Source organism: Aeromonas sp. 75A (genome assembly GCF_051919425.1).
Taxonomy (GTDB): Bacteria; Pseudomonadota; Gammaproteobacteria; order Enterobacterales; family Aeromonadaceae; genus Aeromonas; species Aeromonas veronii.
Window position 1 is genome coordinate 1,553,599 of the sequence record NZ_JBQBES010000002.1, and the last position, 14,228, is coordinate 1,567,826.

At 50.9% G+C, this 14,228-nt stretch carries 17 protein-coding genes; 8 read left to right on the forward strand and 9 right to left on the reverse strand.

Features of this window, described 5'->3' with window-relative positions; all coding sequences use genetic code 11:
* Positions 1-150: 150 nt before the first annotated feature.
* The 5 genes from ACTG2T_RS07090 to ACTG2T_RS07110 all read right to left on the reverse strand — a co-directional run bounded on the left by ACTG2T_RS07090 (position 151) and on the right by ACTG2T_RS07110 (position 4,000).
* Positions 151-249, reverse strand: coding sequence for a plastocyanin/azurin family copper-binding protein (locus ACTG2T_RS07090; RefSeq protein WP_336584092.1), 99 nt, complete (start codon positions 247-249; stop codon positions 151-153).
* On the reverse strand, positions 233-685 hold the full coding sequence (locus ACTG2T_RS07095; RefSeq protein WP_439973777.1) for a cupredoxin domain-containing protein: 453 nt from the start codon (positions 683-685) through the stop codon (positions 233-235). The genes ACTG2T_RS07090 and ACTG2T_RS07095 overlap by 17 nt, the downstream gene beginning before the upstream one ends.
* Positions 686-705: 20 nt before the next feature.
* Positions 706-1,563, reverse strand: coding sequence for a copper resistance protein B (locus ACTG2T_RS07100; RefSeq protein WP_005303868.1), 858 nt, complete (start codon positions 1,561-1,563; stop codon positions 706-708).
* An 11-nt stretch (positions 1,564-1,574) separates the two neighbouring features.
* Positions 1,575-3,578: a copper resistance system multicopper oxidase gene (locus tag ACTG2T_RS07105; RefSeq protein WP_427210471.1), complete on the reverse strand. Its 2,004-nt coding sequence runs from the start codon at positions 3,576-3,578 to the stop codon at positions 1,575-1,577.
* Between the two features lie 95 nt (positions 3,579-3,673).
* A complete protein-coding gene (locus ACTG2T_RS07110) occupies positions 3,674-4,000 on the reverse strand; it encodes a hypothetical protein (RefSeq protein WP_017778717.1) in 327 nt (108 codons plus the stop codon).
* Between the two features lie 515 nt (positions 4,001-4,515).
* Between ACTG2T_RS07110 and ACTG2T_RS07115 the strand changes: the two genes are divergently transcribed.
* On the forward strand, positions 4,516-4,704 hold the full coding sequence (locus ACTG2T_RS07115; RefSeq protein ID WP_118854329.1) for a universal stress protein: 189 nt from the start codon (positions 4,516-4,518) through the stop codon (positions 4,702-4,704).
* Positions 4,705-4,742: 38 nt separating this feature from the next.
* On the opposite strand, the gene ACTG2T_RS07120 is transcribed toward ACTG2T_RS07115, so the two are convergent.
* From ACTG2T_RS07120 to ACTG2T_RS07130, 3 genes are all read right to left on the reverse strand, one after another.
* Positions 4,743-4,844 (reverse strand): thioredoxin family protein, encoded by a 102-nt coding sequence (locus tag ACTG2T_RS07120; protein ID WP_234829615.1) that lies wholly within the window; start codon positions 4,842-4,844, stop codon positions 4,743-4,745.
* A 171-nt stretch (positions 4,845-5,015) separates the two neighbouring features.
* The gene (locus ACTG2T_RS07125) at positions 5,016-5,498 is read right to left on the reverse strand and encodes a hypothetical protein (RefSeq protein WP_118854330.1); all 483 of its coding nucleotides are present in this window, start codon (positions 5,496-5,498) and stop codon (positions 5,016-5,018) included.
* Between the two features lie 127 nt (positions 5,499-5,625).
* The gene (locus ACTG2T_RS07130; protein ID WP_205422031.1) at positions 5,626-6,099 is read right to left on the reverse strand and encodes a site-specific integrase; all 474 of its coding nucleotides are present in this window, start codon (positions 6,097-6,099) and stop codon (positions 5,626-5,628) included.
* A gap of 972 nt (positions 6,100-7,071) precedes the next feature.
* On the opposite strand from ACTG2T_RS07130, the gene ACTG2T_RS07135 reads away from it, so the two are divergent.
* Positions 7,072-7,815, forward strand: a complete 744-nt coding sequence (locus ACTG2T_RS07135) for a substrate-binding periplasmic protein (protein ID WP_330125433.1) — start codon at positions 7,072-7,074, stop codon at positions 7,813-7,815.
* A gap of 72 nt (positions 7,816-7,887) precedes the next feature.
* On the opposite strand, the gene ACTG2T_RS07140 is transcribed toward ACTG2T_RS07135, so the two are convergent.
* On the reverse strand, positions 7,888-8,013 hold the full coding sequence (locus ACTG2T_RS07140) for a hypothetical protein (protein ID WP_019445191.1): 126 nt from the start codon (positions 8,011-8,013) through the stop codon (positions 7,888-7,890).
* 461 nt (positions 8,014-8,474) lie between these two features.
* On the opposite strand from ACTG2T_RS07140, the gene ACTG2T_RS07145 reads away from it, so the two are divergent.
* The 6 genes from ACTG2T_RS07145 to dhaL all read left to right on the forward strand — a co-directional run bounded on the left by ACTG2T_RS07145 (position 8,475) and on the right by dhaL (position 14,228).
* The gene (locus tag ACTG2T_RS07145; RefSeq protein WP_330125430.1) at positions 8,475-9,377 is read left to right on the forward strand and encodes a cation diffusion facilitator family transporter; all 903 of its coding nucleotides are present in this window, start codon (positions 8,475-8,477) and stop codon (positions 9,375-9,377) included.
* A 146-nt stretch (positions 9,378-9,523) separates the two neighbouring features.
* A complete protein-coding gene (yjbD, locus tag ACTG2T_RS07150) occupies positions 9,524-9,808 on the forward strand; it encodes a DUF3811 domain-containing protein (RefSeq protein ID WP_005340165.1) in 285 nt (94 codons plus the stop codon).
* 595 nt (positions 9,809-10,403) lie between these two features.
* Positions 10,404-10,616, forward strand: coding sequence for a transcription antiterminator/RNA stability regulator CspE (gene cspE / locus ACTG2T_RS07155; protein WP_005316548.1), 213 nt, complete (start codon positions 10,404-10,406; stop codon positions 10,614-10,616).
* 305 nt (positions 10,617-10,921) lie between these two features.
* Complete coding sequence (locus tag ACTG2T_RS07160) at positions 10,922-12,280, forward strand: NCS2 family permease (protein WP_206829893.1); 1,359 nt, start codon at positions 10,922-10,924, stop codon at positions 12,278-12,280.
* A 238-nt stretch (positions 12,281-12,518) separates the two neighbouring features.
* The gene (gene dhaK / locus ACTG2T_RS07165) at positions 12,519-13,589 is read left to right on the forward strand and encodes a dihydroxyacetone kinase subunit DhaK (protein WP_139403476.1); all 1,071 of its coding nucleotides are present in this window, start codon (positions 12,519-12,521) and stop codon (positions 13,587-13,589) included.
* 9 nt (positions 13,590-13,598) lie between these two features.
* Positions 13,599-14,228: a dihydroxyacetone kinase subunit DhaL gene (dhaL, locus tag ACTG2T_RS07170; protein ID WP_021231630.1), complete on the forward strand. Its 630-nt coding sequence runs from the start codon at positions 13,599-13,601 to the stop codon at positions 14,226-14,228.

The following is a 14,228-nucleotide window of genomic DNA, read 5'->3' on the forward strand; positions in this document are numbered from 1 at the left end:
TAGTTATACTGCCGAGCATTAATTGGTATTTAGATCTTTTTGTGTCAGCAGATCATCAAACTGTGATATTGGCAAAACTTTTTAACTAAAAACACAAAAAATCAAACAAAAAAAGAGGGGAGCCCCCTCTTTTTTTGTTTGAAAAGTGGATTATTTCACTACCACTTCACCAAGCATTCCAGCCTCCATATGCCCAGGTACAAGACAAGCAAATGATACTGTACCTGCTTTATCAAATTTCCATAGCACTGCACTCTTCTGACTGGGTGCAAGAGAGAATCATGTTTGGCATGCTATGTTTCATCTGCATACCTTGCATTTGTTGCATCATTCCCGCATGCTCTTTGAGCTCTGAGGTTGTTCCGAGAACGAACTCATGTGGTAGTTTTCCATTATTCTTTATAAAGAATCGGATTGTTTCACCTTGTTTGACCGATATCGTTTTCGGTGTAAACCGCATGGTGTCATCCATAGATACGTCAATGGTTCTAGACACATCTTTGGCAACACCAGGGGAACCAGCCATACTCCCCATGTCATGCCCCATAGGAGCTGGATTCCCCTTCATTGAACTCATGTCATGGTTCATGCCATTCTTCATTGAGTTCATGTCATGACCTTGCTCAGAAGCCATCACACCCGTAGAAATTACTATCACAGCAGCAGTAATCATTTTGAATTTCATACATTACCTTCCTTATGTAATCAGAACCAGAATCTGGCACCTGCAATAAATCTCGTATCAGATGTACTCTCCCCATGATCTTTTGCTAGATCGTATGTATTGCCAGCGAGAGTTTTCCATTCAACGCCTATGTAAGGAGCAAACTGCCTACTTATTTCATAACGTAACCGCAAGCCAGTGCTGATGTCTGAGATACCTCGCCCAACAGACATATCATCATTATCTTTACTGTAAATATTCATTGCAGCTTGGGGCTGTAGTATCAATTTCTGAGTAAGTAAGAGGTCATATTCCGCCTCTAGGCTTAAAAGCATTAGACCATGCTGATCTACAAATAAAGAGGAGTCAACCTCAAACCAATATGGCGCTAATCCTTGTAGGCCAAGGGCAAGCCATCCTTTATCGCTTCTAGATTGATATGTATCATATCTTGCTCCAAAAAGGATGTCCCAGTATGCAGATGTAGCATACCCATAAAGAACTTGGTTTTCTGTATCCTGTAATGAATTTTTATATTCACCTTCAGATTTAAACCATATTTTTTGATAGTCTTTCCCTACCCAAGCAAGGGCTTTGTAGGAAGCATAATTTTCCTCTCGTCCATTTGAATATTCAAGCCTGTCAATTAACAGAGAAGAAAAGGTATGTTCATCTGCTAAGGAAAGCTGCTCTCTGCCTTCAAAAAGGCTTGGGCCTGAACTAAGTGTGAGTCCATCAGAATATTCATCAGGGCTTCTTTGTTCGCTATCCTCAGATGCGGTTAAATCAGGGTGATAGCCGCTAACAGCATCTTTTGACTCCTCAGAAAAAGAAAGAGAAGCAAATAACCCAAGGCTGATCAACCATATTCCATTTTTTACTATACTTTGAATTAGCATTATTTATTTCCTCAAGAAACCACTACTTCACGGAACATTCCAGCATCCATATGGAACATAATATGACAGTGCCAAGCCCAACGGCCAATGGCATCAGCGGTCACAAGAAAACTAATTCGTTGTGCTGGCTGCACAGGTATTGTGTGCTTTCTTGCCAAAAAGGAGCCATCTTCATTCTCAAGTTCACTCCACATACCATGTAAATGCATGGGATGGGTCATCATGGTGTCATTGTGGAGAGTAATTCTAACTCTTTCTCCATAATTAAAATGAATTGGTGTTGATTTACCGAACTCAACGCCATCAAACGACCATGTATAGCGTTCCATATTTCCAGTCAAATGAAGTTCAATTTCGCGTTCTGCTGGTCTTGGATCTATGGGCCCACCTTTAGTTTTCAGGTCTGCTAACGTAAGCACTCTTCTCCCATTATTACGTAGCCCTACACCAGGGTCATTCAGATTGCGTCTTGGTGTATCTACCCTCGCATCAACACTGGGCCCAAACTCTGTACTGGCATGCCTAACCTTGCTTGGCGGTGTAGCATTACTCATACCAGCCATAGAACCATGATCCATACCAGCCATGGAGCTATGATCCATCGTTGGCATTGCCCCCGATGCCATGCCAGGCATTGAGCCATGATCCATACCTGCCATAGAGCTATGATCCATCGCTGGCATTGCCCCCGATGCCATGCCAGGCATTGAGCCATGATCCATACCTGCCATAGAGCTATGATCCATCGCTGGCATTGCACCTGATGCCATACCAGGCATTGAGCCATGATCCATACCTGCCATGGAGCCGTGATCCATTCCGTCCATGGAGCCCATCATATCTTCCATTGAAAGAGGCTCAGGTTTGTCTACAGTAGGAATCGGAGCTGAAAGGCCAATCGCCGTCGACAACGTACCTCGGGCAAAACCAGTACGATCCATCGACTGTGCGAAAATCGTATGGGCGTTATCGATGGGTTGAACAATGACATCGTAAGTTTCACCAGGGCCGAAACGAAACTCATCTACGTCTATAGGTTCAATATCAACACCATCGGTTTGTACAACCGTCATTTTTATGCCTGGAATTCTGACATCGTAAAAAGACCCTCCAGCACCATTTATAAATCTAAGTCTGATCTTCTCACCTTTATTAAAGACACCAGTCCAATTTCCATTAGGGGTTGTCCCATTCATTAGATAGGTTAAAGTTGCGGAGGATAAGTCAGCCAAATCTGTAGAATTCATTCTCATTTCATTCCACATCTGGCGTTTGGTGAAGGCAACTTTTAATCCACTGTTGCTGACATCGTTAATGAAGTCGATAGCTGTAGGCTGATTAAAATTATAGTAATCACTTTGCGATTTCAATTTTGATAAAATTCGCATCGGGTGCTCATCTGTCCAGTCTGACAAGAGAACAACATAATCTCTATCGGCTGATATAATCTCGCCTTCTTTTGGCTCTATAATTAAAGCGCCATACATTCCCGTCTGTTCTTGAGAACCAGAGTGAGAGTGATACCAATATGTACCGGACTGTTCCAACGTGAATTTATATGTGAATGTCTCTCCTGGTTTAATACCATTGAAACTAATACCAGGTACGCCATCCATTTCAAATGGGAGTATTATACCATGCCAATGAATAGAGGTAGGCTCACTGAGCTTATTGGTAACACGAAGAGTAACCTCATCGCCTTCCTTTAAGCGTAATGTCGGTGCAGGTATGGAGCGATTGACAACCGTGGCAATTCTTGTACTTCCAGTAAAGTTGACAACAACTTCTTCAACTACCAGATCGATTACTGTTCCACTTAAAACTGAGCTGTAAACCTTTTGCGGCAGTTCTTCTTTAGCGTTAATTGACATAGGAATCGATGCCACAACTCCGCCAGCAGCAATCCCTTGAACAAACTTTCTTCTTGAGATAGAAGGATTAAATCCATTTTTACTATGAACATCATTCATAAGCGCCTCCATTTCATCACAGCTGTGATGTGTGATGATGCTCATTATAGAAATCAATGTACAATTACAATACTGTCATTTTTCTCAATGCGTAGAAAGAAATGCGCCAAACTTACGTTAAGCGCATGATTTTATTTGCTTTATCTGTTTCGCCCACTACCCATTCCATGCTGAAGTGCAATCACATGGACATCACCGTTGTAGCTGACTTTGACTGTGTTGATACTTTTGCCCATGGGGAGTTGCAGTTGCTTTGTCTTCCCAGGAGTAGCCATTACAGTACCCAGTTTAGTGTCATCCAGGGTAGATACACTCACAGTGTCGGTACTAAGTGCGTTGGCACTCCAATCCATATATATAATGTTGTGCCCAGCACGAACGTTATAAGGCACCGGAGCCTGAGCAAAAGCGGAGAAGCTTCCGACGACCAGCGTACATGCCATTAATGCACCAATTTTAATATTCATAAACCACCTCATTTAATTATGACTCAAGTTACGTGACTAACTATAAACTCTGAGTCATTACATGAAGCTGTCACAAAAATTACAAATTAGTAATAAACCTATTGAAGAGTGTTTGGGGAACGCTGGATGCCTTAAATCAGGACATACCCTATTTTTTGACCTGCTCAGATAGAGATTCGGTTCATGCAGCATGAATCGCCCGGCTTCTCTAGGGAAGGTGCGAATAAGTCATATGGCACGAGAGCATTTAATGGTAACCCATTGATATTAAATGACTAAAATTTTCATTTTTTGTTCGTGGGATACTTGTTCGCACTTTCCTTAGTTATACCTGACAGAACGATAATTATCGAAAACGCCATGCACACCCATAAGAATTCCATTGTGGTGGTACTGTTGGGCTTCCATGCACTATGCCGCCCGAAACTCAAGGGGCTGGAATGTGACTGGGTGATGGTCAGCAAGTGACGAGCCCAAACGCCCGCATGCACAAGCCAAATAGGTCTTGAGCTGGTATCAGGGTTGAAGCAATACTGCTGCAAGGGTATGTGGTGCCAGTGGTTTGCCAGCATGCGGTAGAGGTGGGTTGCAACCTTATAGTGATGGGGGCTTACGGTCACTCACGGATCAGGCAGTTCATTGTGGGAAGCACGACAGCGGGGATACTGAAAACGACCAAAGCCTCTCTGCTGTTGCTGAGGTAATTTAGTAGCAGGGGCGGGATAACCTGCCCCTGCGTGTATCAGAACCAGCTTTGCACCGCCTCTCTGGCAGGTATCCCACCGGCATGTACTACCTTGTCATCGATGACGACTGCTGGCGTAGACATCACCTTGTACTTCATTATCTCGGGCAACCTGATTACCCATGACCCTCAGCCAGCTTCAAGAGCCGATATGGCATCGGAGGGCTTGCCACGACTGCATGCCCCAATTCAACCTGCCACCAAGATCAGCAACACAACAATGATCGCTATGAAGGAAGCCTTTCTATAGAAATCCATACAATCCCTACACTAATGTAAAACTAGCTTTGGCGGTTCCCTTGTGCCATCACTGTCAAGATACTTTTCATATTCGGCCATAAAGACAGAGAGGTTTTGGTTGAATCTGCGCAGGTCGTACCCCCGTAATTCAATACCACCTAGTAGTGACTGTGCGATACTTAACGCATGCGTATCTGTACTGATCTGATCAATCAAGAATCCCTGTTTTGCTAGATGTTGGTGCATCCAATTGATGTCACCAGCACTCTTATACAAACACCAATGGAAGAAAAATATTAGTGCGCCACATTCATAGATGAAGCGGAAAGGATCAGTTGCACTCCCCTCCGTTTTTGCAATCATCAGCCCTAGTTCGTTACCACACTCAGGCCCAAGATCCCCCATCATACGTGATACCAATGATGGGTTAACCCCTAGAGTACGTGACAATATGTCCACTGCCTTTCTTACTGTTTTTGCTTCGGTGAATAGTTGAGAAATGAGCTTGAGCATTTTTTTAAGTACTCCAAGTGCATTGCTGACGATTTTGTGAGCTAAGTTAGCACGCTGTTATTGCAAAGAGCTATTGTCACTCTTTATTGAGTAACACCATTAGGGCTCACATTACTATTCATCGTCGCTAAAGCAATGCCTTTGTATTCAGGAAGGATAACCCACGTCCCCAGAAGTTAACGGAAATCACAGTATCCGCTGCCAGATCCAACAACCGCCGCTCCCATAGCTCCAAGGCTCGCCGCTTCTCTGGCAGGTATTCATAGCGGTCATAGTGCTTGCTGGATACGTCATTCAGGGCGTGATTCTGTAGGCGGTCGCGCAGATCTTTGGCTATGCCCAGCTCGCCCATCAGAGTTTTACAGGTTCGGCGGAAATCACGGGGGATAAAGTGCGCCATCTCGGCGCGTTTGCGGTAACGATCAATCGCTTGGCTAAGTGAAGCCATCGGCATTGGTTCGCTCGGCTTGGTGGCGTGGGCAAAGATAAAGGGACTATCCCCCGTTGCCGCTTGCTGCTCTCTCAACACCCGCAAGGCGCTATCAGTGAGTGGGATCAAGTGAGGGCGGCCATTCTTGGAAAGCTCGGCGGTAATGGTCAAGGGAGGGTGCGAATAAGCACCCTCCACAATGAAACTGAAAAAATTAGTTCATTAAATTCAAATACTTACAAAGGCGCATTTTTATGTTTGGTGACTTATTCGCACCTTCCTTAGAACTAATGGCTGGGCTCTTTTTTTCACTTGACTATTGTTTGAACTATCACTGTCTTACCTCAGGGGCGACATTGCTCCGATCGTGTGTACCAATCCCGTAGGCCATGACTTTATTCTGGAGGTATGCCTGATGGTGAAGCCATGTAGTGGGGTGATTACAGCGGCAGTTATGCGGTAGGGGCTTATTTGAGCTGTAACCCTGGCACCAGTCTGTGACTTTCCAGCCCATACAGTCATAGGTCATTCCGCTAGCCGATGACGTTATCTCATACGTCACCTGCTATTCGGTTCAGCTCGGTGTCTTCGACCAGCTCCTGGTAGCAGACAAAGATATAGGGTGACAAGCAGTTGAAGGCGGGGTAGTTACCGTTCAGGATGGCAACATCAGACCCGTTACCCTTTTTCAGGAAACGCCCCATAGGGAGGCGAACAATGAAGCCAAAAACCACCTTCGATTTTCAGCATCACAGCCCCTAGACATCAGAACTGGTGTAGTATGACCTCAGTAATCAGAGGAAGACGTTCGAAGAGTTGTGTAAACTTTTTTATCGTATAAGCATCAGATGTTGACACGAACAGCGTTAATGATAGGTTTAATGCGATTTATAGGCATATGGGTGAGATAACAAGGTGGATAGAAGCTGTGGATACTTGCCTTGCACTCAATCAACTCACACACACAGCGGCATTTACACTGAAATGTTCCTGCCCTTCCGTTCTAAGAACAGAATATTGAAAAGGCCCTGATAACTCAGGGTCTTTTTTTATGCACTCAGCCTCGAAAGGGATGAGACGTTTTATGACTGCCTCCCCTACAGTGATGGATATTCTCCACAGGAGCGCTTTGTGAAAAGTGCAATGAAACTGCTCACCCCTTTATTGCTAATGCTGACCAGCATGCTCTCCGGCCAGTTGCAGGCAAAGCCACTCAAGGTCGGGGTCAGCTTTGCCATCCCCCCTTATGTCATCGAAGGCGAGAATCGCGGCATTGAGCTGGATCTGTTGAAAGCGGCGTTCGCCAGCAGCGACTATGAGCCCAGCTTTGAATTTCTGCCGCTGGAGCGTACCTTCCGCCTGTTCGAGTCAGGAAAGCTGGATGCCATCATCAACGTCAGACCCGGTATGGTTGATCCTCACGTTCTGACCCAGCCCGTTATCACCTTCCATAACCGGATCTTCACCCTGCGCAGCACCCACATCAATACTCTGGACGACCTGCATTCAAAACGGGTCACAGCCTTTCAACGGGCAACGATCATTCTGGGGGGCGCGTTCGCCACCATGGCCAACCAGAATCCCCACTATGAGGAGGTAGCCAAGCAGCAGGTGCAGGTGCACCAACTGATGCGCGGCAGGGTGGATGCAGTCGTACTGGAGGAGCGGGTGTTCTACTACTACCTCGACCAGCTGATCGCCACCGCCCAGGCAGGCGAGCACTACGAGCGCAATCAGGTCAGGCAAGCAGACCTCTTCCCGCCCACCGTCTATCACTTTGCCTTCCGAACGGCCGATGCCCGAAATCTGTTTGATAAGCGCCTTGAGGCGATGCGTCAGGATGGTCGTTATCACCAGATTTTCGCGGCTTACGGCGCCACACCGTGAGCCACAAACATAAAAGCCAGCCGGTAAGGGCTGGCTTTGTACTGGCTCCGAAGGAACAGCAGTAGGGGAGCGTTACTTCATTGCGCTGCCGTTTTTCAGTTCTGCTTTCTGACGTTTGGCTTCGCGTTTCTCTTTCAGTGACATCTGCGGTTTTTTCTTGGCATCTTTGCCGTTGTGATGTTCTTTGTTACTCATCATCAAACTCCAAAAATGTTACCCAGACAGTTGGTTCCCAGCGGGAGCCAGCATGCCATCCGAATCATCAACTTCAGTACGCTTGGTGGGATGGTGCAAGACCATCACCAGACCCAGCATACCCTCCAGCGGCATCCGGATCCAGCCTCATTCTCGTCCAAAAAATGTCGCGCGCAGCCCCTTGAGCGGGGAGGCCAAACGACCTCGACAGGAAAGACCAAAAAAGAGTAATTCGCATTATTAAATGTTGTCACGCTTATATTAAGCCATCGTTACCTGGATATTTTCACGGATAAATATAAATCCCTCTCATTATTTATTGCCACGCAAGAGGTCACCATTTTAATAAGCATTCGCAATACCATCGGAAACATCAGGTTACAACACCGAATAGGTTATTTCCGGTCAGCCGGATATAATGCGCGCCGCACCGAAATATCCGTTTTTATTCAGGAAGCTGTGACATGAACAGAAAAACCAGAGCCGCCATGGTGTCGGTCTGCTCCAATATCAGTCTGATCATCATGAAAATGGTGGCCGGGTTCGCCAGCGGCTCGGTCAGTATCATCTCGGAGGCGATCCACTCCGCCATGGATCTGGTGGCGGCCCTGATCGCCCTGTTCGCGGTGAAAAAGTCCGATCTCCCGCCTGATGAACGCCACCCCTATGGTCACGACAAGATTGAAAATGTCTCCGGCGTCATCGAAGCACTGCTTATCTTGCTGGCCGCGGGCTGGATCATCTTCGAAGTCGTCGACAAGCTGATCACCCCCAGCCCGATTGAAAGCATTGGCTGGGGCGTGCTGGTGATGGTGATCTCGGCGCTGGTCAACAGCGGTGTCTCGGCCTACCTCTACAAGGTGGCCCGAGAGGAAGAGTCGGTCGCCCTGGCGGCCGATGCGCTTCATCTCAAGGCGGATGTGCTCACCTCCGCCGGGGTCGCCGTCGGTCTTGGCGGGATCTGGCTGGCCGGTCTGTTCGGCTACTCCCTCGCCATCCTCGACCCGCTGGTCGCCATTGCGGTCGCCATCTTTATTGTCAGAGAGGCGATCAGCATGCTCAACGAGGCCTTCCAGCCGCTGATCGACCAGAGCATGAGCCCGGAAGAGCTGGCGATGACCAGCCGCATCATCACCGAATGCTGCCCTGCCGCCAGCGGTTTTCACGATCTGCGCAGCCGTCGTGCCGGTCGTCGTCGCCATATCGACTTCCATCTCACCCTGCCCCCGGAGATGAGCATCGGCGAAGCCCACGATATCTGTGATCGCATCGAACACGCCATCATGGCGCAGTTGCCCCACGCCATCGTGCTGATCCACGTCGAGCCGGAGGAGCAAGAGCTGTCCTCACCGCTCGCCATAAATTGAAATGTGGCAAACAGGCGGGAAAGTGGCAGCGAAATAACGGAAAGTTGGCACAAACCCGCATTTTTACTGCCGGAAAGCCGATTGCATAAGAAGTGATCGGCACAACTGTGTTAGGGTGTCTAACCACCCTGCCGCAGGAGCGCGCCGTGAAAAAGCTGGAAATGAAAGATCTGACCGAGGCCGAAAAAGCCGAGATAGCCTTGTTATTGCAAAAGGCACAAGCCAATGCAGACCACCAGCTGACCAACGGAGAGCGGAACAAGATCCGCGAAGAGGGTCGCCTGAAAATTGTGGCGGACCGCGCCGAAGCAGCCAAGGCTGCCTCCAAGCTGGCTCGCGAGAAAGCCAAAGAGCGTGCCAAGAACCAGGTACTGCCGGAAACCTTCAGCTGGATTGATTCGGTCAGCAACAAGTTTCGCAGCAAGCGCTGATCCCTTCTTGCAAAACGCCCGCTGGCACTTGGTGCCAGCGGGCGTTTGCATGTCTGGACGATGCTCGATGCGCCAGATTTGGCGCTGCCATTGATTTGCAGCCCAGAAGCTAATCGCAGCAGCAAAGAAGTGATTTACATTGTGAGTTAGAGAAAACGCCAACTGACAATCCACGTCTCTCGCCACCTTTTCATTTTTTCTCATATTTTTTGCCAGAACTGGCTACATAGTCAGGACAAAAAAGCCGAATCTGACTTGCCACAGGGTGATATGAGTCCGCACTGATTTTTCTATGCCGTTGAAATGCATCATGTTTACTATAAAAAATGATATTTTTGGCTGTTACAAAACATTAATATCGAGATAAAGTTTGCTTTAAAAATGAGAGCGTGTTTTAATCTTTCTCGATGGTTCGGCAGTTCAGACCTGATTATGTTAGGCAGTCATTTTAGTAAAGCAGTGATTAGCATAAGCGTTATCCTCGGATAATTCTTATCAAATAATTCTCCTTCTTTAGTGCTCCCCATACGTATTGCTGACGAAAAATCAAAAATTGCCATTTAGGTGGCATTCAACACTATTTAAGGAAATTATTATGTCTAACAAAATGACTGGTACCGTTAAGTTCTTCAACGCTGAGAAAGGTTTTGGTTTCATCTCCCCGGCTGACGGCAGCAAAGACGTGTTCGTACACTTCTCCGCTATCCAGTCCACCAGCTTCAAAACCCTGGACGAAGGTCAGCGCGTTGAGTTCACCATCGAGCAAGGCCAGAAAGGCCCGGCTGCTGCCAACGTAGTTGGTCTGTAATTCAAGCCGGAGCATGCTGCTGATGGCTCATGCCAACTGCTGACAGCTCTGCAAGAATTTAAAAAAACCCGCTTAGGCGGGTTTTTTGTTTTTCCCCGCTTTTTCCTCACAGATCTCCCCTCCCCCGACCGCTTGATACCTCCCTTACACGCTCTCACCGCTTGAGTCTTAGAATGAGCTCCGAATGGACTCAAAATGTAAAATAGTGACGAAAAAGTCAGGTTATCCGCTGTATTTGCCGCGAATTCTTGCTATTTTGCGCGCCACCAACGCAAACGATTTCCTTCACACTTTCAGGATTAGTTATGGCAAAGCAAGATATGGCCGCCCAAACAGGGACAGGCGGCTTTCTGGACTCTTATTTTTCCATTTCTGCGCGCGGCAGCAGCGTGCGTCAGGAGCTGGTCGCGGGGCTGACCACCTTCCTGGCGATGGTCTACAGCATCATAGTGGTGCCGAACATGCTGGGTGCTGCCGGCTTTGAGCAGGGCCCGGTATTTGTCGCCACCTGTTTGATCGCCGCCTTCGGCTCCCTGCTGATGGGTCTGTGGGCCAAGCTGCCGATGGCCATCGGTTGCGCCATCTCCCTCACCGCCTTTACCGCGTTCAGTCTGGTACTGGGTCAGGGACTGAGCATTCCGGTTGCCCTGGGCGCCATCTTCCTGATGGGGGTGCTGTTTACCTTGATCAGCGTCACCGGCGTGCGCCAGTGGATCCTGGATAACCTCCCCTCCGGCATCGCCCACGGCACCGGCATCGGTATCGGTCTGTTTCTGCTGCTGATCGCCACCAATGGCGTTGGCATGGTGATCAAGAACGAAGGGGCCGGTCTGCCGGTTCAGCTGGGTGAAGTGACCGCCTTCCCGGTCATCATGACGGTGCTGGGTCTGGCCGCCATCTTCGGTCTGGAGCGTCGCAAGGTGCCGGGCGGCATCCTGATGGTGATCATCGCCATCTCCATCCTCGGCCTTATCTTCGACCCGAAAGTGACTTGGCAGGGCTTCTTCGCCATGCCGAGCCTGACTGGCGAGAAAGGCTCGCTGGTAGGCAGCATGGATCTGCTGGGCGCCCTCAATCCGGTGGTCATTCCGACCGTACTGGCGCTGGTGATGACCGCCGTGTTTGACGCCACCGGCACCATCCGTGCCGTGGCCGGACAGGCGGGTCTCATCAACGAACGTGGCCACATCATCAGCGGTGGCAAGGCCCTGACTGCCGACTCCGTCAGCAGCATGGTGGCAGGCGCCGTTGGTGGTGCTCCGGCTGCCGTCTACATCGAATCCGCCGCAGGCACCGCAGCAGGTGGCAAGACCGGTCTGACCGCCACGCTGGTCGGCGTACTGTTCCTGCTGATGATCTTCCTCTCCCCGCTGAGCTATCTGGTACCGGCTTACGCCACCGCACCGGCCTTGATGTACGTCGGTCTGCTGATGCTGGGCAACGTCACCAAGCTGGACTTCAGCGACTCGGTCGATGCGCTCTCCGGCATGCTGTGTGCCGTCTTTATCGTGCTCACCTGCAACATCGTGACCGGCATCATGCTGGGCTTCGTGGCGCTGGTCGTTGGCCGCATCTTCGCTGCCGAGTGGAAGAAGCTCAACGTCGGCACCGTCATCATCGCCCTGGCGCTGGTGATCTTCTACGCCGGTGGCTGGGCCATCTAACCCGTCCGCATATTCCGGTTATAGCCAAGGGCCCTGCGGGGCCCTTTTTCATGGCTGTGAGTCAGCTAACAGTTTCCCACCCGTTTGCCCTGCACTGTTTCAGATTGAAACATCTATCCCCCTTCTGCTGTTTCAAATCCGAACCAAATCATCCGTCATTTTTATCCCTTTTTCTGTCGTTAGACTGGCTCCATCAACCATTTGCCCACCCGAGCGGTGGCAAGCCAAGGAGTGAGCCATGAAGAAACTGATCAATGCCGTCGATGCCGTGGTCCGTGAACAACTGATGGGGATGGCAGCCGCCCACCCCGAGCTCAAGGTACGTATCGAACCCCACTACATCACCCGCGCCGACGCCCCCGTGATGGGCAAGGTGGCGCTGGTCTCCGGCGGTGGCAGCGGCCACGAGCCGATGCACGGCGGTCTGGTAGGCAAAGGGATGCTGGATGGCGCCTGCCCCGGCGAGATCTTTACCTCCCCGACGCCGGATCAGATGTACGAGTGCGGTCAGGCCGTTGATGGCGGCGCGGGCGTGCTGTTTCTGGTGAAGAACTACACCGGCGACGTACTCAACTTCGAGACCGCGGTCGAGCTGCTGCACGGCGATGGTGTAAAAGTGGGCTTCGCCCTGATCGATGACGACGTGGCGGTCAAAGACAGCCTCTACACCGCCGGTCGCCGTGGCGTTGCCACGACCGTGCTGTGCGAGAAGCTGGTCGGTGCCGCCGCCGAAGCGGGCTACGATCTGGCGCGTTGCGAGGCGCTGGCCCGTCGCATCAACAACCAGAGCCGCACCATAGGCGTGGCCATGCATGCCTGTACCGTGCCTGCCGCAGGCAAGCCCTCCTTCACCCTGGCGGACAACGAGATGGAGTTCGGCGTCGGTATCCACGGCGAGCCAGGCATCGAGCGACGCCCCTTCACCGACCTCAATACTCTGGTGGACGACATGTTCAGCGAGCTTGCTGACAACACCCCCTATGGCCGCACCTTGCGCCACTGGGATCGCACCAGCGGCAGCTGGCAGGAGGAGCACACCTTTATCGAACCGCTCAACAAGGGCGATCGGGTCATCGCGCTGGTCAACAGCCTGGGTGGCACCCCCATCTCCGAGCTCTATGGCGTCTATGGTCGCCTCGCCACCCTGTGCGAGGAGGCGGGCATCCATCTGGTGCGCAACCTGATTGGCCCCTACTGCACCTCCCTCGACATGACCGGTATCTCCATCACATTGCTCAAGGTGGATGATGAGCTGATGACCCTGTGGGATGCCCCCGTTCACACCCCCGCCCTGCGTCGCGGCTGCTAAGGAGAACCCATGTTAAGCAAGCATCACATCGTCAACTGGCTGCTCGACTGCGAACATATCTTCACCGAGCAGCGCGACTACCTCACCGCGCTGGATACCGACATCGGCGATGGCGACCACGGCCTCAACATGCAGCGCGGCTTCGCCAAGGTGGCCGAGAAGCTGCCGGCGGTAGCGGACAAGGATATCGGTCAGGTGCTGAAAACCACCGGCATGACATTGCTCTCCTCGGTCGGCGGCGCCAGCGGCCCGCTCTACGGCACCTTCTTTATCCGGGCGGCAGCCAGCAGTGACGCCTGCCAGAGCCTGAGCCTCAGCCAGCTGTGCAAAATGCTGAGCGACGGGGTGGAGGGGATCGTCTCCCGCGGCCGCGCCGAGCCGGGCGACAAGACCATGTGCGATGCTTGGTGGCCGGCACTGGCGGCCCTGCAACAGGCGCAGCAGCAAGAGCTGCCCCTCAATGAAGCACTGGACAAGGCGGTTGCAGCCGCCGCAGCCGGTACCGAGGCGACCATCCAGATGCAGGCCCGCAAGGGGCGCGCCAGCTATCTTGGCGAGCGCAGTATCGGCCATCAGGATGCCGGGGCCACCTCGACCCTGCTGCTGCTGACCGCCCTGCGTGACAGAGCGAGGTTGTGA